Origin of the sequence: Chitinophaga flava, from assembly GCF_003308995.1 — a bacterium.
Lineage (GTDB): Bacteria > Bacteroidota > Bacteroidia > Chitinophagales > Chitinophagaceae > Chitinophaga > Chitinophaga flava.
Genome location: NZ_QFFJ01000002.1, coordinates 1,369,389 through 1,389,802 on the forward strand (window position 1 = coordinate 1,369,389; position 20,414 = coordinate 1,389,802).

Here is a 20,414-nt window from a genome sequence, read left to right on the forward strand (position 1 = left end):
CATGATAGCCATGGCAGGCTGTTATAAGGATGAAGGCAATTACGATTACCAAGAAATAAATTCCGTTGAGATCAGTGGAATCGATAGCAGTTATGCCGTTATGCAGGGTGATCCGCTGGTGATAAAGCCGGTATTATCCTTTACAAAAGATCAATCCGGGGATACCAGTAAATACAGCTATGAATGGCTGGCCATCGCAAAATATGGCGCAGGTCCCTATGGAGAACGTTTTCAGCTGGCTAACACCCGCAACCTCGATATTCATATTTATCTGGAACCTTCCAAAGATTATTATGTATACTACAGGGTTATAGACAAGGCTACCGGAGTGACTTTTAAATACCGTTTTATGCTTACCGTTTCCATTATGACCTCCAAGGGTATGCTGATATTGAGTGAGGTAAACGGGAAAGCACGGCTGGACATGTTGTCAGAATATCCGAAGAAATACACTATGTACACAGATGTGCTCACTATGCTGGGATCGCAGGTGCCCAGGGATGGAGCGCCGATTGAAATGGGAGTGGTGTCTACAGGTTATTACCTTACTACCACGGCCGGTACGCATAAGATCAATACCTCCAATTTTGGATGGCAACCGGCCAACAGTATCGCTTACGAGTTTCAGACCAATATGCCCGACAATATGGTGGCAGAGCGTCTTATTTCGTATAGTGGCGGTGCGCTGTGTTTATCTGATGGCAACCTCTATGTATATTACCAGGTTTCCAGCATCCGCTACAATGTACCGGTCAACTACATCGGTAGTGAAGGGAAGTATTTCAAGGTGTCGAAACACATATCAGTAGGCAGTTCTATCATGCCTACCATCCTTTATGATGAAACCAACCATCGTTTCATCCGGTATCAGGCGCCCAATGCGGAAAGTAACTATATGCCCGACGGAGGCACGCTCTTTAACTATCAGGACCCGACCAAAGATCTGCTGTACATGACCTGGAACAACTATAACAACGGTATGACCTTCGCATTGCTGAAAGACAGGGCTACGCAGCAGGTGATGCTGGCCCGCATGAATGTGACCAATACCTTGCTGTTACAGAACAGTTATGGGCAGGTAGTGGCGCCGGATATTGAGAAGGCTACCCAGTTTGCAGTTGATCCTGTCAATGGCTACCTCTTCTACAGTGTGGGAGGTCGTTTATATGAATACGATCAGTCGCTGAAAACAACGAAGGTAATGCTGGACAGGCCGGGTGAAGTGATTTCCTTGCTGCGCAGCACATCTGATGGCCTGGTAGTATGTTATTATAAACAGGCGGGTCCGGCAGAAACAGGTGGCACCTGGGAGAAATACACTGTACCGCCGATCAATGGTGATCTGCAGCTGAAAGAGTCTTACGGCGGTTTTGGGAGGATCGTGAGTTACGCCAATAAGTCCTGATTCTTTTTCATAAAGGCGTAAAAGCAGCAAAGACGCAAAGGTGCTTCGATGAAGTCCTTTGCGTCTTTGTTTTTAGGCAATGATGCCTGATTAAAAGTCGTTGCGCCACATCATGCTTTCCACTGGTTTGATGGTGCGGCTATTGTATTTGGCGTTGCCTTTTTTGTTATACATCGTTTCCACTTCGCCTTCCACTACAAAATAGATCAGCTGGCCGATGGGCATACCGGCGTAAATCCTTACGGGCTGTGCGCAGGATATCTCCAGGGTCCAGGTGTTGCAGAAGCCTACATCGCCTTTGCCGGCGGTAGCGTGGATGTCTATACCGAGGCGGCCCGTGCTGGACTTGCCTTCCAGGAAAGGTACGTGTGCATGGGTTTCAGTGTATTCTTCCGTTACACCCAGATAAAGGGTACCGGGTTGCAGCACATAACCTTCTTCCGGTATTTCGAAATGCTCGATTTCATTGTGTTTGCGTGCGTCCAGAATTCGATCTTTGTAGGTGGCGAGATATTTGCCAAGGTGCACGTCATAAGAGTTGGTACCAAGATACTTCCGGTCAAAAGGCGAAATAATAATAGTGCCTTTTTCAATTTCTTCCAATATCCGTTTGTCTGACAGGATCATGTTAGCTGTTTTAGTAGTAGCATAAAAGCTTCAGGCATTTTATAAAGGTGCGTTAAAAGCGAAACCTTTTCTTTTATTTATGCTTTTTTGCTTTAATTTGGCAAGATATGCCATTAATACGTACCATACAAATTGATCCGGAAACCAGGTTGGGCGTGTGGAGCATCGAAGAGCCGGAAAGTTTCTTCCGGGAGCGGGTTAATATCAGCCCCGAGATCCATCACCCACACAAGAGATTACAACATTTTGCAGGCAGATATCTGCTGGTAACGCTTTTCCCTGAATTCCCCATAGAAAAGATTCAGATATCAGGGTCCCGTAAGCCGGTGCTGACCTGCGACAGCTATCATTTTTCCATCTCCCACTGTGGAGATCATGTGGCAGCTATCGTGAGCACCAAAGCGGCTGTAGGGATAGATATAGAAGAAGTGAAAGATAAGATAGAGAAGGTTTCTCATAAGTTCCTGTCTCCTGATGAACGGGATTTTATTGATCCCACACATGCATTACCCCATAAAACCATCTGCTGGAGCGCTAAGGAAGCAATGTTTAAATGGTACGGGCTGGGAAGTGTTGATTTTAAAGAGAATCTGGTGCTGCAACCCTTTGTCTATCAGCCGATGGGCTTTATCAGCGCTAATTTTGTGAAGCCGGATTCAAATACCCGGTTATATTTGCAATATATAATAGAGAATGGTCTGTGCCTGGCATGGACACATCCGGCGTGAGGAAAGGAATTTTACTAACTGTTGCGTTATTTTGACTTATGAAAATATTCTTGCTCGGCTTCATGGGAGCCGGAAAATCCTATTGGGGCAAACAATTGGCGGATCACTGGCAGTTGCCCTACTATGATCTGGACGAAGTGATCGTAGAGGCGGAAGAAATGGCTATCAGCGATATCTTTGCCACCAAAGGCGAAGATTATTTCCGGGAAAAGGAGAGCTCGTTGCTGCGTGAACTGTCCCGGCAGGACAATTTTCTGATCTCCTGCGGCGGCGGCACGCCCTGCTTTCAGGATAACATGGACTTCATGAACGAACACGGCATCACCATCTGGATCAACCCATCCCTCGAAGCAATGGTGGAAAGGCTGCAGCGAAAAAAACATAAACGGCCGCTGATCCAGGACCTCGATGATGAAGACTTACTCGACTTTGTGGAAAAAAAGATGGCGGAACGCAGACCATTTTATGAACAGTCCATGCATATAATTTCATCCGATAATATTTCATTGGATACCTTTACAAAAAATATCGAAAATGCATAAAAGTTTTTTAGTATGGGCAGCTGCTTTGGGTGCACTGGCAGTGGTTTTAGGCGCTTTTGGCGCACATAAACTGAAAGAACTGGTACCCCCCGAAACAGTATCTACTTTCCAGACAGGCGTTACTTACCAGTTCTATCATGTATTCGCATTATTAGCTACCGGCATTCTCTTTGCTCATGTTCCGGGCACTCAACTGGAATGGGCCGGCAGATGTTTTATCATCGGCATCTTCCTGTTCTCCGGTTCCCTCTATGCACTCACCATGCTCAAAGCCACTGGTAGTGTAGGGTTGAGAGGCATCGGTATTATCACACCCATCGGAGGACTGGTGTTCATCGCAGGCTGGATTAGTCTGCTCATGGGAGTTTTGAAAATTAAAGCGTAAAGCAAATCATATATGCACAAAGGACTTTGGTTGCTGTGGTTGAGTATCAGCTTATGTACAGTAGCATGGGCGCAACAGTCAAAAGATATTACCGGTAAATGGTATGGAGTAACCAAATCCTACTATGGCGATAAACAACGCCTGACTGTAGTGTTGGAAAAAGAAGGAGATGGTTATAAGGGAGAATTACGTAATCCCGACGACGACGAAGCCATTACCCTGGATCATATCATTTATCGTCAGGATACCCTGCTGCTGCGCATAGATACTATCAAGTTTGCCTACACAGGTGTATGGAATGAAGCCAGCAAACAGTTTCAGGGGATATTCACCTGGAACGGGCAGCAGGGTGAGTTTAACCTGTCACGCAGGGAAATCAGACAGAGCGATATATACAAACGGCCACAGGAGCCAAAGCCGCCATATCCTTATTATACAGATCAGGTAAAGTTCTCCAACGAACATGACCATGTCTCCCTGGCCGGGACCTTTACCCGTCCGGCAGAGTGGGGGAGATACCCGGTGGTAGTACTGCTGAGTGGCTCCGGCCCTCAGGACCGCGATGATGAAATGGCAGGCCATAAAACCTTCCTGGTACTGGCCGACTTTCTGGCCCGCAACGGCATCGCCAGCCTGCGCTTCGATGACCGCGGAGTAGGCGCCTCCGGAGGAGCTTACGAAAAATCAAACATCTATGACTTTGCGGGGGATGCCAATGCCGCCATCACCTACCTCAAAACAAGAAAAGACGTAGATCCGTATACGATAGGTCTCCTCGGACATAGTGAAGGCGCTATCATCGCACAAATTGCTGCAGCCAACAATAAATCAGTCGCTTTTGTAGTTTCAATGGCAGGTCCGGGTATTACCGGCAGACAACTGGTAGACCAGAAAGTAATCATGGACGGCAGAATGGCCGGAGAATCCGACGCTGAAATAAAAGCCCGCGTGGAAAGTCTTAAGCCTTACTGGGATGCACTGGCCAGCGATACCAACTACGTGGTGGCCGCTACCAGAGCAAAGTCCGCACTCCGGGATATCTACCGCGCTTCACCGGAAGAAATAAAAAAGCAGGTGTCGGAAGAAACATTCGTGAATGATATACATTTTGATCGGGAACTGTCATCAATACTATTATATAAGCCACTGGATTACCTGAAACAGATCAAATGCCCGTTCATGGCCATTAACGGTACAAGAGACATGCAGGTAGAAGCCACCACCAATCTGAATGCCATAGAACGCGCACTGCGTGAAAATGGGAATATGCTGGTCACCATCCGGAAATTCGACGGATTAAATCATTTGTTCCAGCGCTGTAAAACATGCACCGTAGGAGAATATGGTGACCTGGAACAGACCATTGATCCCCTGGTACCGGAATTTATTGCGCACTGGATACTGCAGCTGCCACCCCGGGCCAGGTAATCCCAATTTTGAAGCTAAATTATGTCCAAGAATAAACTGAAAACCGAAAAACCGGAAAGCAAAAAGCCAAAGGCTCCCGCCCCCAATCCTGATGTGCTGAAGAAAGACAAGGAGCCTGAGGTGAAAGTAAAAGAACTCGTTAAAGATGAACGCACCCATAAAGTTATGGGCGTGTTCTTCCTGCTGCTGTCTGTCTATTGCTTCATTGCCTTCACCTCCTATCTGTTCACCTGGGAAGATGACCAGGACAAGGTATTCCGCTATTCCACCAAAGAACTCCTCATCGGAGATGTGAAAGTGGATAACCTGCTGGGCCGTCTTGGAGCCTACGTGTCACACAACTTCTTTTACAATGGGGTGGGCATTGCAGCCTACCTGTTTTGTTATTTCTTTTTTATCATAGGAGTTAATTTTATTGTAGGCCGCCGTGTTTTCCGCGTTTGGCGCAATGTCAAATACATCATCTTTGGGCTTCTGTTTATCAGCATGTCCATGGCTTTTGTGGCCAACGGGGCCGATTTCCCATGGGGTGGAGCACTGGGCAATGCCCTCGATAAATGGACTTCCGGCTTTGTTGGTAAAACAGGTACCGCATTACTCTTGTTGGTAGCCGGTTTCTCCTGGCTCATCTGGAAATTTAACTTCAACTTTAAATGGCCGGAGAAAAAAGTAAAACCGCCTAAACCCGCACCGGTAGCCCCTGTAGTGGCAACCAGTCCCGTGCCGGCTACGCCAGCTGCCAACATGCAGGCAACAGCTCCGGTACCGGAACCCGCCAGAGGCAACAGCCTGAAAGGCAACGTATCAATGGCCCCGCAACTGCAGGAGGAAGAAGAAGAAGTTGAAGAGATTCCCATGCAGCTGATTGAGAAGGAGGTAGAACCGGTAATGCCTGCACACGTGCCCTATATGCCCCCGGTAGCGCCAACACCGCCACCACAGCCGCCGGTGGCTAAAATGCCCGCACCTCCGGAACCGGAAATGATAGAAGAAGAAGAGGAGGAAGAAGAAGACCCGGGCCCGCTTCTGTATGTGGAAGAAGTGCTGGAAGAAGCACCAGCACCGCCTAAAAAAAGAAATCAGCCCGAAGAAGTGGCATTTGAGATAAAGGAAACATTTAAGGATGAAGAGGACGATACAGAAGAGCTGGCAACAGTGCGCCCCACTGTGCCTGTAGATCCTTATGATCCTTCCCTGGATCTGCGCGACTACCGCTATCCGGGCCTCGATCTGCTCGAAAATCACAACGCTGATAAAATCATAGTCCAGGATACCGGTGAGCTGGAGAAAAACAAAAACCAGATCATCGATACCCTCAAAAACTACGATATTTCTATCCAGAAAATCAGCGCCACGGTAGGTCCTACCGTTACGTTGTACGAGATTGTGCCTGCCGCCGGCGTGCGTATCTCCCGTATCAAAAACCTGGAAGATGATATCGCGCTGAGCCTGTCGGCTCTGGGTATCCGTATCATTGCGCCCATTCCGGGTAAAGGTACCATCGGTATTGAAGTACCCAATGTCAAAAAGAGTATTGTATCCCTTAAAAATCTGCTGGCATCCGAGAAATTCCAGTCCAGTACCATGGACCTGCCCATAGCACTGGGTAAAAAAATCGACAACGAAAACTTTATTGCTGACCTGGCTAAAATGCCTCACCTGCTGATGGCGGGTGCTACCGGTCAGGGTAAATCAGTAGGTATCAATACCTTGCTGGTATCGCTGTTGTATAAAAAACATCCTTCCCAGCTGAAGTTTGTGCTGGTAGACCCTAAAAAGGTAGAGCTGTCGCTGTATAAGCTGATAGAAAAGCACTTTCTGGCCAAACTGCCCGGAGAAGATGATGCCATTATCACTGATACCAAAAAGGTGATCCATACGCTCAATGCGCTGTGTATTGAGATGGACCTGCGTTACGATCTGCTGAAGGAAGCGGGCACCCGTAATATCCGGGAGTATAATGCCAAGTTCACCCAGCGCAGGCTCAATCCGCAGAAGGGCCATCGTTACCTGCCCTTCATTGTACTGGTGGTTGATGAGTTTGCCGATCTGATCATGACAGCCGGCAAGGAAGTGGAAATGCCGATTGCCCGTCTGGCCCAGCTGGCGCGTGCGGTAGGTATCCACCTGATCATTGCTACCCAGCGTCCGTCTGTGAATATCATTACTGGTACTATTAAAGCCAACTTCCCGGCTCGTGTGGCCTTTAAGGTGTCTTCCAAAATAGACTCCCGCACCATCCTGGATATCGGCGGCGCCGAGCAGCTGATAGGACAAGGGGACATGCTGGTGTCTTTCAACGGGGAGCTGGTCCGACTGCAGTGCGCCTTTGTGGATACACCGGAGGTGGAAAGTGTGGCCGAATTTATCGGACATCAGAAAGGCTACCCCGATGCTTTCCTGCTGCCGGAATATGTAGATGATAAAGATACTGATGGTAAGGAGCTGAGCCTTGCTGACAGAGATCCGTTGTTTGAAGAAGCAGCCCAGGTGATCGTTCAAAACCAGCAGGGATCGACGTCTTTGCTGCAACGGAGAATGAAGCTGGGATATAACAGGGCGGGTCGTTTGATGGACCAGCTGGAGGCGGCTGGTATCGTAGGGCCCAATATGGGTTCCAAAGCGAGGGATGTATTGGTGAAGACAGAATCCGAACTACAGGAAATCCTTAACGATTTGTTATAATGTATTAATTTTTTGGGAGATGTGTTACGCATTTGATAAAATAACGCGAATTTCGCACTCCATTAAAGACCTCCATTATATACCGGCATGGCATTTGACATGGCAGGTTTAGAAAATCAAAAAAATCTACAATGAAGAAATTTGTATTGACAGGATTATTGTTAAGTGGTATCGTTTTCAGCGGCATGGCCCAGTCTAAGGCAGCCAACGATCCGAAAGCCAAAACAGTCCTGGATGGCGTAAGCAATAAATTCAAATCTTTAAAAAGCGTAGTTGCGAATTTCGTCCTCAGAGTGGAAGGAGCCAAGAATGGCGTAAACGACTCCAAAAAGGGCACCGTTTACCTGAAAGGAGCCAAATATAAAGTGACCCTGCCCGGCCAGGAAATCATCAGCGATAACAAAACCTCCTGGACATATGCCAAGGATGTGAATGAAGTGACTATCAACAATGTAGACCAGAGCAGCGGCGCTATGACTCCTGCCAAGCTCTTCACCAACTTCTACGATAAAGACTATCTGTACCGCCTGGATGGAGAAACCAATGAAAAAGGTAAGGTGCTGCAAAATATAGAGCTGACGCCTACAGATAAGTCCAAGAATATTTTTAAGGTAATCGTTTCCGTAGACAAAAAGAACCAGAGCATCGCCAAGATGAAGGTGTTCGAGAAAAACGGTAACCACTATACATACGAAATCACCAGCTTTACGCCTAATGCCAATGTAACGGATGCAACCTTTACATTTGATGCTAAAAAATATCCTGGTGTAGAAGTAGTGGATCTGAGATAAAATGGTGAATCGCCGATCATAAATTGTGAATATGGGCGAAGTTGTAATCGAAGAACGGGTAAGTCCCTTCTCCGCTTACTTCTTCGCCCAAATTCGTAATTCGCAATTCCCAATTATTGTTTTACCTTTGGCAAGTTTCAATTAAAATTAAACAATATGGCATACGACGTAATCGTAATTGGTAGTGGCCCTGGTGGATATGTGGCTGCTATCCGTGCTTCGCAGCTGGGATTTAAAACCGCGGTAGTGGAAAGAGAGAGCCTGGGTGGTATCTGTTTAAACTGGGGCTGTATTCCAACCAAAGCGTTATTAAAAACAGCACAGGTATTCGAATATACGCAGCATTCAAAAGACTACGGTATCACCATCGGAGATGCGAAAGTTGATTTTGAAGCTGTTATCAAGCGCAGTCGTGGTGTTGCTGATAAAATGAGCAGGGGCGTTCAGTTCCTGATGAAGAAAAATAAAATCGACGTCCTCATGGGCGACGGTAAAGTGAAAGCGAAAGGACAGGTGGAAGTTACCGACAAAGAAGGTAAAGCTACTGTATACGAAGCTAAACACATCATCCTGGCTACCGGTGCACGTGCCCGTGAGCTGCCTAACCTGAAGATCGATGGTAAAAATGTGATCGGCTACCGTCAGGCGATGGTACTGCCTCAGCAGCCTAAATCCATGATCGTGGTTGGTTCCGGCGCTATCGGCGTTGAGTTCGCTTACTTCTATGCTACCCTCGGTACTAAAGTAACTATCGTTGAGTTCATGCCACGTATCGTTCCGGTGGAAGATGAAGACATCTCCAAAGAACTGGAAAAAATATACAAGAAAAAAGGTATCGAAATCATGACTAACGCTTCTGTTGAAGCGGTAGAAGCTGCTGGTAACGGCGTGAAAGCAAAAGTGAAAACACAGACCGGTGAAATCACCCTGGAAGCAGACGTGGTTCTGAGCGCTGTAGGTATCGCTGCTAACATCGAAAACCTCGGCCTCGAAACAATGGGTATCAAAACCGACAAAGGCCGCGTAGTAGTAGATAAATACTACCAGACCAATGTTCCTGGTATCTACGCCATCGGTGACATGGTTCCTGGTCAGGCACTGGCTCACGTAGCTTCTAAAGAAGGTATCGTTTGCGTGGAAGCGATCGCTTACAACGAGAAAAAATACGCTCACAAACCTGAAACCATCGACTACATGAACATTCCGGGATGTACTTACTGCGCTCCTGAAATCGCTTCTGTAGGCTACACTGAAAAAGCTGCTAAAGAAGCAGGCTACGAAGTGAAAGTGGGTAAATTCCCATTCTCTGCTTCCGGTAAAGCTTCTGCCGCAGGCGCTACCGAAGGTTTCGTAAAAGTAATCTTCGACGCTAAATACGGCGAATGGTTAGGTACCCACATGATCGGTGCCAACGTAACTGAAATCATCGCTGAAACAGTTGTAGCACGCAAACTGGAAACTACTTACCAGGAAGTGCTGGATGCTATCCACCCGCACCCTACTATGAGCGAATCTGTAAAAGATGCGATCGAAGTAGCTTACGGCGAAGCAATCCACCTGTAATAAACTTATATTACTATACAAAGGGCCGACCAGATAATGGTCGGCCCTTTTTTATGTCTTTAGCTTATTGTTTGACGATCTTCCCCGAATAAATGCGCTGGTTGCCCAGGAAAATGCTGCAATGATAAACACCCGGAGGCAGTCGGTCCATACTAACGGTTTCCTGCATATCGCTGAGTGTTCTCCGCATAACGGTCCGCCCACTCATATCAATCAACACCAGCTGCCTGCTACGTGGTTGGGCATCCAATATATACAACTGGCTGATAACCGGGTTGGGAAACACCAGTATATCATGCTGCAACAGGATGTTCACCACTGCCACATCCGAATAGAATATCCTGCCATCAACAGTTTCCAGTGCCACCCGGTATTGTACAATACCTTCATAGGGATGGCTGTCCATAAAATTGTAATTGGTAGCGTTACTCACAAGCTGCGTACCCAGCCGGGTCCAGCCGGTCACCGAATACCTTTCCCAGTAAATATTTTTTAACAGATAGGTGGAGCCCAGGGATAAAGACAGCCATACCTGGTTATCAGTGGTTTTGTCGGCCAGTAATGTCTGTACATAACAGCCCACTCCCTGTCGGGTATAATCCACTGCATAACTCCGCGCGCCTTCCCAGCCTGCCGGTGCAACAGGACTCACTGCATAATACACCGAAGAGACGGTTCTTTTCGGAATAAACAGGAAGCTGTCCTTCACCAGCTGATAAGGTTTCATTACACCCTGATTGTAGATATACACCTGGTATCCGGTGGCGGAGGGCAGGGTGTTCCAGTACAACTGGGCGGTGTCGCTGCAGTTAAAGCCTGTGTTCAGCGTGAGCTGTGGCGATATATAGCAGGGAGGGCTTACAAATGAAGTATCCGTTAACGTTAGTTTGAGTAACACCTGACTGAAAAGTGGTGGCACTACCCAGTTCCAGGGCTGTTGCAGCGGTACCTGCGATGCGATGGTGTTCCAGGTGGAGCCGTTGTCGGTGCTGTAGGAGAGGGCACCGTTACCACTATACGTTGTTTCCCATTGCAGAGGTGTTTGTTGCGCTGCGAGCAGAATGGCGCCTGCCACGGGGTTCTGCCAGGCAAAAGACGGCTGCGTCTCGAAGCTGTATACGATATAGAAAGACTGGCTGATGGTAGCTAGTCTGCGTTTGGTGATACTGATATGCAGATTACCGGCAGCTGGTTGATCGATGCTGATCTGTTCGGTGTTATTGAGACTGTCGATGCCTCTCTGGGCCGGCTTTTTCAGGCTGTCAAGGGAAGGGAAGGTATTGAGTACCCAGGGCCGCCAGCTTTTATTGTCTGCGGTAACAACCTGCATATCCAGATCGTTAATAAGCGCCTGTGCTGCGTTGGGCGCGGCGGGGAGATCGTTCCAGTAGAGGGTGATCTTTACCTGCTGCAGACCGGGAGGAACCTGTATATCGAAAGCTGCATCACTGCTGGTGGTGACCATCCCTTGCCGGTAATGTCCGGCGGTAAGGGTCGCCAGCGCTCCGGCCGCATGGAGACTGCCGTATCCGTGTGTATAGGCGGGCCGTACACCTGCTGGTAATGTAGCACTGTTGATCAGCAGAGCTTTGATGAGGGCAGATGAGGGAGCTACTCCATGCTGCTGACGGTAGGCATCCTGCAACAGCGTAACGATGCCGCTGGTAAGCGCTGCTGCACCGGAAGTTCCGTCCTGGCCATAGGCCACTACCTCCGGTTTGATCCTTCCGTCATAGGCCGGCCCTCTGGAAGATAATGCACTCACCTGGAAATTAGCGTCGGTACCGCCCACCACAAGCACATTTTTGGCGTGTTTATAGTTGCCCGTCAGATTAGCATAAGCGGGAAGGCCCTGGTAGCGGCCATCTCTGGCTGCAGAAGCGCCCGCATTGCCGGAAGAAAATACATGTACCAGCGTATCAGCTTCCAGTATATGCTGATCATAGGCTGCAGCCTCCGCTCCGTAACGGTTACTGGTATCCGAGCCATAGGAATGGTTCTGCACTGTGATCCCGAATTGCCGGTAATAGGTAGCATCGTCGGGGTAAAGCATGCCGTAGCCAACAGAACTGAGTCTGGCTGCGGGTGCCACACCCAGCGCTTTGATACCGCTGTTGCCGGCACCGGCAATCAGTGTGGCCATGATGGTGGCATGAGGACTATTAATATCGGAGCTGCCGGCAGACAATACATATCTTCCGACAAGGTCAATATCAGTAGTATCAAATAAATCTTCTTTAACGGAAACGGTTACACTTTTTCCACGTACCTGTGGAAACTGTTGCTGCGCTACGTTAATACGGTTTACATAAGGGTTGATGGTATTGATGATGATTTCAGAAGCCGGTTGCTGTATGATGTCCGCCGCAATGATATCGGTGCGACTGATTAGCGCCGGCCAGTCCTTTTTACTCACCTTTACGACCGCCACCCGGTAGGTGGCAATGGTACGGACCACTGTTGTGAGGGGAGAGGTAAAATGTTCGCCTGTGTAAGACAACTGCACTGTAATACTGTCTGTGGCCCTTAATGATTCCAGCTTTGCCAGTAGTGCATCGGTAGCTTTCCGGTTGGGCCCTGCGATATAACTGTACTGCACCTTTTTAAGGAGAGCACTGTCCAACGGGAGTGACTGTACGATATAATGCTGGCCGGATAAGGCCTTGATAACACCACAGCGGGCCAGGGTTTTTTCGTCCGGGACCTTGATGAATTTTACCAGCAGTGGGACCTTGGTTGGGAGTGCTGTCAAAGTATCAAGGGCATAGCGTTGTAGTATCGTTGTTTCCGCCACTCTTAGCTGGGCGGCGGCGGGTTGATAGCGGGATAGCAGTAGTGCCAGTATTGGCAAGACTTTGGTAATAATCTTTTTCATGCAGGTTAGCGGCGACAGATGATTACGATGTTAATTAAAACTACTGCAATAATTCTATCAACACAATTTTTTATGTATAACACACAAAATATTTTTTTTAAGTTAAAACGAAAGTTGTAATATTGGAAGCACGATAAATTAACTGAAAACGAGCAACGAAAATCTAAGAAAACCATATAAACCAATAAACCATTGGTTAACTGAAGAGCAAGTCTGAGTCGCCGGGTCCGCCGGAATTACTGAATCATAGCCAATCATTAAAATTTGCATGCCGGTATTTGTTAACACGTACCCCAGCTGTAATATGTCTGCTAAAAGAAGAGCACTGAGAGCCCGCTTTTTCCTGATATGTAACACCATGCAACTTGTTGTTTGTTGGTAGCATTGCACTGTTGTCAGTAGCAATGAGGCTGCAAATGAGCACTATAGTCACCATCATGAATGTATCTTAAAAGTTGGCTGTTACATAACAGCCGACCAGGGAATATTTTTTCTTTTTTATACCAAAATCCGAACTGATGAAAAAACAAATCCTCGCCGTAATTACCTGTCTGGCCGCAGGTGCCATGATTTCTTCCTGTAACAAAAACAACACACAACAGGAATCCCAACCCAACCCCGTTTCTGACCAGGTGCTGGCACAAATTAAAGCCAATGGCTTTAGCACCGACAACGTTCGTAAAACAGAAGATGGTTACCTGGTAGAAGGTGACATCCTGCTCACTGCTGATCAATTGAATGAAAAAGTTAGTACTCCTACGCTTCGCATCGCTAATAACGAACAGTATCGCACCAACCAACTGGTGACAGCATTGCCCCGCGTGATCAAAGTAAAAGTATCTAATCTGGGTACTGCTTTCATCGCTGGTGCTGATACTGCCATTGCACGTTACAACAGACTGGGGCTGCGTATTACTTTCCAGCGCATTACCAGTGGTACCGCCAACATCACGATTCAGGGCTTTAACCAGGGCCCCAGCGGTGGTTACATTACATTGGGCTCTTCCGGTTTCCCTACCAGCAGTGGAAGTCCTTATGGCACCATTAAGATGAATACTAACGCAGCTGCTTACGGTTCTAACCCTAATGTGCTTTACGTAGGTTCTGTAATCCAGCATGAAATTGGTCACTGTATCGGTATGCGTCATACTGACTACATGGATCGTTCTTATAGCTGCGGCGGTTCTGCTGTAAACGAAGGCGCTTCAACTGTAGGTGCTGTTCAAATCCCTGGTACTCCTTCCACTCCGGATGCAAATTCCTGGATGCTGGCCTGCTCCAACGGTGGCAACCGTACATTTAATGCCAATGATGTCATTGCCTTAAATTATCTCTACCACTAAGGTTTTTCCCGATACATGAGCAAAGAGAGCATTGCGCGCAAAAAAGTTTTTTGCTGCGCTTTGCTCTCTTGCTTTCGCTGCTTGCCTGTATTTGCCAATTTTACTGCACTGTGTTATTTGCCCCACACATCCTGCTCACTGTCTAAATATAGAGGTCCAGTTTCACGGTGTATATGCCGTTGTCTGCTGCAGTATGCAACAGGTGCCGCTGCGGATACAGTTGCTGCAACCGTTCCCGTGTATGGCTGATATCTTCGGCTGTTTCACCGGATGATACTTCCTGCGAAAAAAGTTTGTTACTGCAATAAAAGTGGATGCCCTGCTCCGTAGTCTGAAGCTGTATCACAATGTCAGAAGTTTCCTGACTGCTGACACCATTCCGGAAAGCATTTTCCAGAAAAGGTAACAACAACATCGGAGCAATACATTTAAATCCCGGATTGCCCGAAACGGAAAGCCTCACCCGCGTACGGGCGGAAAGCCTCAGCTGCTGCAGGTCTATATAATCATGTATACATTCTATTTCCCGCTGTAATAACACAAAGTCACGATGTGTGTCTGTAGTGGCATACCGCATCATATTAGATAGCTTCAGTATGCTGGGTGCGGTATATTCATGCTGTAATATGGCTAGTGAATAAATGTTGTTGAGTGTATTAAACAGAAAGTGCGGATGCAGCTGTGATTTGAGAAATGACAGCTCTGCCGCCGCTTTTCCGGCTTTGAGATGTAAAGCATGCTCAGATGAGCGCCATCGCCGGCAGGTGATTTCAATGGCAAGACTCAACACAACAGACAACAGCACCGCCAGCACCTGGTTGTACCAGGCCTGCCCCCTGACAAAGAGCAGCGGAAAGCTCATACATATAGCCCAGCCGGTTATATGCAACATTATGATCATCACTTTGGACCGGAGCATGCTCAACAGATATTCTGAAATTGATATGAATTTGCGTCAAATCCATTGTATGGCCTACCATATCTCTATCAATTGCAGCTTTATATCGATGAATGATGAGAAACACAGGTTTATCTTTTCTGCCCTCCCTGAATTGTAGTAAATTGCCGGTTTTATAAAAAGAATATTAGATATGTTGCAACGAATCGTGAAGCCACTCGTGATGGCAGCACTCCTGCTGCTTTCCCAGCTGACTTATGCCACTGAAGGAATGTGGTTACCTCAATTGCTGTCCGGCCTTAATGAGAAAGAAATGAAGGGAATGGGGATGAAAATCAATGCCTCAGATATCTACAACATCAATAAGGGAAGCCTCAAAGACGCTATCGTTAGCTTTGGTGGCTTCTGTACCGCAGAAGTAATCTCTTCCCAGGGATTGCTGCTCACTAACCACCACTGCGGCTATGATGCTATCCAGAAGCATTCTTCTCTGCAGAATAACTTCCTTGAAAATGGTTTCTGGGCCAAAACTGCCGCGGAAGAACTGCCTAACCCAGGTCTTTTTGTCTCTTTTATCGTTCGGATCGATGATGTTACCAAAGCCGCCCTGCAGGACGTAAAACCTGGCATGAGTGAGCGTGAGCGTCAGTCAGCCATCGATAAACGTATCAACGAAATCAGACAGAATGCCAAAAAGGAATCCTGGCAGGAAACAATGGTGAAACCCTTCTTCGAAGGCAACCAGTATTTCCTCTTTGTCACCGAAACCTATCGCGATGTACGCCTGGTGGGTGCTCCTCCTTCTTCCATCGGTAAGTTCGGCTCTGATACAGACAACTGGGTATGGCCCCGTCATACCGGCGACTTCTCTATGTTCCGCGTATATGCCGGCAAAGATGGCCGCCCCGCTCCTTATTCTCAGGACAACGTGCCACTGACACCCAAACACTTCCTGCCTATCTCCATGAAAGGTGTGAAACCCAACGATTTTACCATGGTGCTGGGCTTCCCTGGCCGCACTACTGAATACCTGCCTTCTGAGGCCGTAAAACAGACCGTACAGGTGCTGGATGCTGCCAAAGTAGAAATGCGTGATGCCGCCCTTAAAATCATGGATGGCTATATGCGTAAAGACGAACAGATCAAAATTCAATACGCAGCCAAATACGCTTCTACCGCCAATGCCTGGAAAAAATGGCAGGGAGAGATGCTGGGTATCAAACAAAGCAATGGCATCAGCAAAAAACAACAGTACGAAGCTACCTACCGCCAGCTGCTTAATAGCAACACTACACTCAAACAACAATATGCCGGCGTGCTGGACACCCTCAATGCACTGTACCGCCAGATACAGCCTTACGCCCAGACACGCGATTACTACAGCGAACTGGTAAAAAATGCAGAGATTTTCACTGCAGCTGACCGCCTGATAGATTTCCTCGCCGACGTACGTGAGAAAGGAGAGGGGCAATATGAATCACTGCGTCAGCAGTTCCTGGAGTCTATGCAGTCGTTTTATAAAAACTACAATGCCCGGGTAGACCACGATGTATGTGCCAGCCTGCTGGAACTGTATGGTAAAGGTGTTCCCAAGCAATACGCCGGCGCTGAATATGCGCAGCTGTCCGCTGAAAGCAACAATGATGGCCGCGCTCTGGCTGATAAAATATTTAACCTGTCTGGTCTTACTTCTCTGGATAAACTCAAGGCTTTTGTGCAGCAACCATATAATGCTGTTGTAGCGCAGATGTGGAAAGATCCGGCCACCCGTATGGCTATGGCTTTACGCAAAGGTTTTGTAGACAATGTCAGCAAACCACTCGCCGATTTGCAGAGCAATATCAACCGTCTTCAGCGCACTTATATGCAATCGCAGATGGACGTAATGGGCAGTAAAAAACGTTTCTATCCGGATGCCAACAGTACGCTGCGCGTTACCTACGGTAAAGTAGACGGCTACAGCCCCCGCGATGCCATCCACTATGATTTTTATACTTACCTCGATGGTGTAATGGAAAAATATGTGCCCGGCGATTATGAATTTGATGTGCCGGCCAAACTCAGAGACCTGTACAAAAACAAAGACTATGGCCGTTATGGTGTTAACGGTAGAATGCCGGTATGTTTTATTGCCAGCAACCACACCACCGGCGGTAACTCCGGTAGCCCGGCTCTCGATGCCAATGGTCATCTGATTGGTCTCAACTTCGACCGTACCTGGGAAGGCACTATGAGTGACATCAACTATGACCCATCTATCTGCCGTAACATCATGGTGGATATCCGCTATGTACTGTTTATTGTAGACAAATTTGCAGGTTGCACCAGACTGGTAGATGAAATGAAATTAGTACCGTGATGAAGGTGATGTAACTGATGCTCCTGATAAATGGAGATAAAAGCGAAGGGCTCATGAATTAAAGTTCATGGGCCCTTCGCTTTTATTCGCTTAATCACCAAAATAAAATCTTCGCTTTATTCGCTCCAATCACCAAATAAAATCTTCGCTTATCAGGAGCATCAGCATCATCAGCATTAATCAACGTTGCATTCGTATACTATCGAACTGCACCTATCCACGTTTTTCAGTCCTTTCCGGTAAGATCGGAAGCCATGGAAGAAGCCAGCAAAGAGGCGGCTTTTACCGGTTTTATATTTTTCACTCAGCAGACTCACATAAAAACCGTCAAATACCATCGGGTGTTTTTTGATCAGTTTGATGTTGTGCTGGGCCAGCAGTTGTGCCATGGAATCTGGTGAGAAATGGTACAGATGGCGGGGCACATCGTAGGCAGCCCAGTATTCACCATAATGCGTTGCATCGGAGGAGGTGTAGTTGGGAACTGCAATCAGCAAGGCGCCTCCGGGTTTCAGCAGCTGACGGATACGGTCCAGGTAACGGTGCAGCTCATGAACATGTTCGAGCACATGCCACATGGTGATAGCATCGTATTGTTTTTCCGGCAGCGTGAAAAGCTGATCGATTGGAAGCGGTGTGATGTTGTAGAGTGTCTGTGCATTATGGCGGGCATTTTCATCCGGTTCGAGGCCGGTAATGGTCCAGCCGCCTGTCTGCATATAATGAAGGAAAGCGCCGGTACCACAGCCGATGTCCAACAGGTTGCCCTGTTTGATGCGGGCTGCAGAGCGTACCCAGTTTTGTTTGGAACGCAACGTGATTTTACGGACACTGTGATAGAGGCGATTGATCAGTCCTTGTTTGGTTTCAGAATGGGAGATGTATTCTTCAGATTGATAATACCGGCCTATGTTGGCATTGTCCGGCACGTGCTGAGTAAAACGGCCGCCACAGCCTCCGCAATGAAATATGGGAAATGTTTCTTTAGATACAGTATAGTCTTTAGCGGAGAGTGCTTCGTGTATTTGTGAGGAACCACAAAGCGGACAGCTATTGTAATAGATCAAGTTCAAATTTTTTTAGACTCAAAAATATATAATTCAACTACGAATTGTCAATTACGAATTATGAATTAATGGAAAAATTATTCATTGGTCATTGATAACCCGTAATTCGTAATTGTTTAGGCATTGTATTCACCCCAAACATGACGAAGGGCATCTGCTATTTCACCCAGTGTACAATAGTTTTCCACTGCATCAATGACCAGCGGCATCAGGTTTTCGGTGGTTTGCGCCGCTGCGCTGATGCGTTGCAGGCATTGTTCAGCGACCTGGTTGTCACGGCGTGCGCGCAGGGCTTTTAGCCGGTCAGACTGCATCTGGCGTATGCTGTCATCAATGCGGAATACTTCCGGCGGCTGATTGTCTGCCGCAACAAATTTGTTGACACCAACAATGATTTTTTCATTGTTTTCCACTTCCTGCTGATATTTATAGGCGCTTCGCGCGATTTCATCCTGAATGAAACCTTGTTCTATCGCGCTGACAGCGCCACCCATTGCATCTATTTTGTGGATCAGCTCCCAGGCTTTGTTTTCTACTTCATTGGTCAGGGCTTCTACATAGTAGGAGCCTGCCAGCGGGTCAACCGTGTCGGCCACACCACTTTCATAACCAATGATCTGCTGGGTACGCAGGGCGATACGGGCAGCCTCTTCTGTAGGGAGGGAGAGAGCTTCGTCGTATCCGTTGGTATGGAGTGACTGGGTACCGCCCATAGTAGCTGCCAGTGTTTGAACCGCCACACGTACAATATTGTTATGTGGCTGTTGGGCTGTCAATGTACTGCCACCTGTTTGTGTATGAAAACGCAGCATCTGTGCTTTCGGGTCGGTAGCACCCAGTTCCCGGGTGATGCTGGCCCACATACGGCGGGCAGCACGGAACTTGGCCACTTCTTCAAAGAGGTGGTTGTGTGCGTTGAAAAAGAAAGAAAGACGTTTGGCAAATACATTGATATCGAGTCCTTTTTCCAGCGCTGCTTTCAGATAGGCCTTACCGTTAGAAAGCGTGAATGCCAGTTCCTGTACGGCATTGGCGCCTGCTTCACGGATATGGTATCCGGAAATGGAAATGGTGTTCCACTTTGGTACTTCCCGGCTGCAAAAGTCGAAGATATCGGTGATGATGCGCATGGAAGGTTTGGGAGGATAGATGAAAGTGCCTCTGGCCGCGTATTCTTTCAGGATATCGTTTTGTATAGTGCCAGAGATCTTTTTCAGGTCAGCGCCCTGTTTTTTGGCAAGGGCGATATAGAGAGCCAGCAGTATAAAACCGGTGGCATTAATGGTCATGGAAGTAGAGATCTGTTCCAGGGAAATACCTTTGAAAAGAATTTCCATATCATCCAGCGAATCGATAGCTACACCTACTTTACCAACTTCTCCTTCAGACATGGCATGGTCTGAATCATAGCCTATCTGGGTAGGGAGGTCAAAAGCCACGCTGAGGCCCATCACGCCCTGGCTCAGGAGATAGTGGTATCTTTTGTTGGACTCTTCCGCCGTGCTGAAACCGGCATACTGCCGCATGGTCCATAGTTTGTCCCTGTACATCGTGGCGTGAATGCCGCGGGTAAACGGGAAGACGCCAGGCAGTTCATCCATCGCCACAGGCTGCGTATACAGCGGTGCGATCCTGATGCCGGAGTCGGTTTGAATGATCTTTTCCATGGTTATTGAACTAGCGTTGCAATGTTACATAATTATTATCGTACTTCGCCG

15 protein-coding genes are annotated in these 20,414 nt (G+C 47.6%); 10 read left to right on the plus strand and 5 right to left on the minus strand.

What is annotated here, in order from left to right:
• The first annotated feature begins 1 nt into the window (after window position 1).
• Complete coding sequence (locus DF182_RS21850) at window positions 2–1,405, plus strand: PKD-like family lipoprotein (RefSeq protein ID WP_161964215.1); 1,404 nt, start codon at window positions 2–4, stop codon at window positions 1,403–1,405.
• A gap of 90 nt (window positions 1,406–1,495) precedes the next feature.
• Here the strand turns inward: DF182_RS21850 and dcd are convergent, their stop codons facing one another.
• Window positions 1,496–2,032, minus strand: a complete 537-nt coding sequence (dcd, locus tag DF182_RS21855; protein ID WP_113617921.1) for a dCTP deaminase — start codon at window positions 2,030–2,032, stop codon at window positions 1,496–1,498.
• A gap of 107 nt (window positions 2,033–2,139) precedes the next feature.
• On the opposite strand from dcd, the gene DF182_RS21860 reads away from it, so the two are divergent.
• The 7 genes from DF182_RS21860 (at window position 2,140) to lpdA (ending at window position 10,154) form a co-directional block, all read left to right on the plus strand.
• A complete protein-coding gene (locus DF182_RS21860; RefSeq protein WP_113617922.1) occupies window positions 2,140–2,760 on the plus strand; it encodes a 4'-phosphopantetheinyl transferase family protein in 621 nt (206 codons plus the stop codon).
• Between the two features lie 38 nt (window positions 2,761–2,798).
• Entirely contained in the window at window positions 2,799–3,302 is a 504-nt protein-coding gene (locus DF182_RS21865) for a shikimate kinase (protein ID WP_113617923.1), read from the plus strand.
• Window positions 3,295–3,687 carry a DUF423 domain-containing protein gene (locus DF182_RS21870; protein WP_113617924.1) on the plus strand — a complete coding sequence of 131 codons (393 nt, stop codon included), beginning with the start codon at window positions 3,295–3,297 and terminating at the stop codon, window positions 3,685–3,687. The genes DF182_RS21865 and DF182_RS21870 overlap by 8 nt, the downstream gene beginning before the upstream one ends.
• A 12-nt stretch (window positions 3,688–3,699) precedes the next feature.
• Window positions 3,700–5,115: an alpha/beta hydrolase family protein gene (locus DF182_RS21875; protein ID WP_113617925.1), complete on the plus strand. Its 1,416-nt coding sequence runs from the start codon at window positions 3,700–3,702 to the stop codon at window positions 5,113–5,115.
• Window positions 5,116–5,136: 21 nt separating this feature from the next.
• Entirely contained in the window at window positions 5,137–7,800 is a 2,664-nt protein-coding gene (locus DF182_RS21880) for an FtsK/SpoIIIE family DNA translocase (RefSeq protein WP_113617926.1), read from the plus strand.
• Window positions 7,801–7,931: 131 nt separating this feature from the next.
• Window positions 7,932–8,591: a LolA family protein gene (locus DF182_RS21885; RefSeq protein WP_113617927.1), complete on the plus strand. Its 660-nt coding sequence runs from the start codon at window positions 7,932–7,934 to the stop codon at window positions 8,589–8,591.
• Window positions 8,592–8,747: 156 nt separating this feature from the next.
• The gene (lpdA, locus tag DF182_RS21890; protein ID WP_113617928.1) at window positions 8,748–10,154 is read left to right on the plus strand and encodes a dihydrolipoyl dehydrogenase; all 1,407 of its coding nucleotides are present in this window, start codon (window positions 8,748–8,750) and stop codon (window positions 10,152–10,154) included.
• A gap of 64 nt (window positions 10,155–10,218) precedes the next feature.
• Here lpdA and DF182_RS21895 read toward each other — a convergent pair whose 3' ends face one another.
• Window positions 10,219–13,029: a S8 family serine peptidase gene (locus tag DF182_RS21895; RefSeq protein WP_113617929.1), complete on the minus strand. Its 2,811-nt coding sequence runs from the start codon at window positions 13,027–13,029 to the stop codon at window positions 10,219–10,221.
• Window positions 13,030–13,547: 518 nt separating this feature from the next.
• Here DF182_RS21895 and DF182_RS21905 point away from each other — a divergent pair.
• Window positions 13,548–14,372: a M57 family metalloprotease gene (locus tag DF182_RS21905; protein WP_113617931.1), complete on the plus strand. Its 825-nt coding sequence runs from the start codon at window positions 13,548–13,550 to the stop codon at window positions 14,370–14,372.
• A 142-nt stretch (window positions 14,373–14,514) separates the two neighbouring features.
• Here DF182_RS21905 and DF182_RS21910 read toward each other — a convergent pair whose 3' ends face one another.
• Window positions 14,515–15,264: a sensor histidine kinase gene (locus tag DF182_RS21910; RefSeq protein WP_161964216.1), complete on the minus strand. Its 750-nt coding sequence runs from the start codon at window positions 15,262–15,264 to the stop codon at window positions 14,515–14,517.
• Between the two features lie 199 nt (window positions 15,265–15,463).
• Here DF182_RS21910 and DF182_RS21915 point away from each other — a divergent pair, with 199 nt between their 5' ends.
• A complete protein-coding gene (locus DF182_RS21915) occupies window positions 15,464–17,629 on the plus strand; it encodes a S46 family peptidase (protein WP_113617933.1) in 2,166 nt (721 codons plus the stop codon).
• A 176-nt stretch (window positions 17,630–17,805) separates the two neighbouring features.
• Here the strand turns inward: DF182_RS21915 and DF182_RS21920 are convergent, their stop codons facing one another.
• Window positions 17,806–18,696, minus strand: coding sequence for a class I SAM-dependent methyltransferase (locus DF182_RS21920; RefSeq protein WP_245957510.1), 891 nt, complete (start codon window positions 18,694–18,696; stop codon window positions 17,806–17,808).
• Window positions 18,697–18,812: 116 nt separating this feature from the next.
• On the minus strand, window positions 18,813–20,363 hold the full coding sequence (locus tag DF182_RS21925) for an acyl-CoA mutase large subunit family protein (RefSeq protein ID WP_113617935.1): 1,551 nt from the start codon (window positions 20,361–20,363) through the stop codon (window positions 18,813–18,815).
• Window positions 20,364–20,414: the final 51 nt, after the last annotated feature.

Coding starts and splice junctions, on each gene's coding strand:
- DF182_RS21850 (WP_161964215.1), top strand. CDS start 2: ATGATAGCCATGGCAGGCTGTTATAAGGATGAAGGCAATTACGATTAC.
- dcd (WP_113617921.1), bottom strand. CDS start 2,032: ATGATCCTGTCAGACAAACGGATATTGGAAGAAATTGAAAAAGGCACT.
- DF182_RS21860 (WP_113617922.1), top strand. CDS start 2,140: ATGCCATTAATACGTACCATACAAATTGATCCGGAAACCAGGTTGGGC.
- DF182_RS21865 (WP_113617923.1), top strand. CDS start 2,799: ATGAAAATATTCTTGCTCGGCTTCATGGGAGCCGGAAAATCCTATTGG.
- DF182_RS21870 (WP_113617924.1), top strand. CDS start 3,295: ATGCATAAAAGTTTTTTAGTATGGGCAGCTGCTTTGGGTGCACTGGCA.
- DF182_RS21875 (WP_113617925.1), top strand. CDS start 3,700: ATGCACAAAGGACTTTGGTTGCTGTGGTTGAGTATCAGCTTATGTACA.
- DF182_RS21880 (WP_113617926.1), top strand. CDS start 5,137: ATGTCCAAGAATAAACTGAAAACCGAAAAACCGGAAAGCAAAAAGCCA.
- DF182_RS21885 (WP_113617927.1), top strand. CDS start 7,932: ATGAAGAAATTTGTATTGACAGGATTATTGTTAAGTGGTATCGTTTTC.
- lpdA (WP_113617928.1), top strand. CDS start 8,748: ATGGCATACGACGTAATCGTAATTGGTAGTGGCCCTGGTGGATATGTG.
- DF182_RS21895 (WP_113617929.1), bottom strand. CDS start 13,029: ATGAAAAAGATTATTACCAAAGTCTTGCCAATACTGGCACTACTGCTA.
- DF182_RS21905 (WP_113617931.1), top strand. CDS start 13,548: ATGAAAAAACAAATCCTCGCCGTAATTACCTGTCTGGCCGCAGGTGCC.
- DF182_RS21910 (WP_161964216.1), bottom strand. CDS start 15,264: ATGTTGCATATAACCGGCTGGGCTATATGTATGAGCTTTCCGCTGCTC.
- DF182_RS21915 (WP_113617933.1), top strand. CDS start 15,464: ATGTTGCAACGAATCGTGAAGCCACTCGTGATGGCAGCACTCCTGCTG.
- DF182_RS21925 (WP_113617935.1), bottom strand. CDS start 20,363: ATGGAAAAGATCATTCAAACCGACTCCGGCATCAGGATCGCACCGCTG.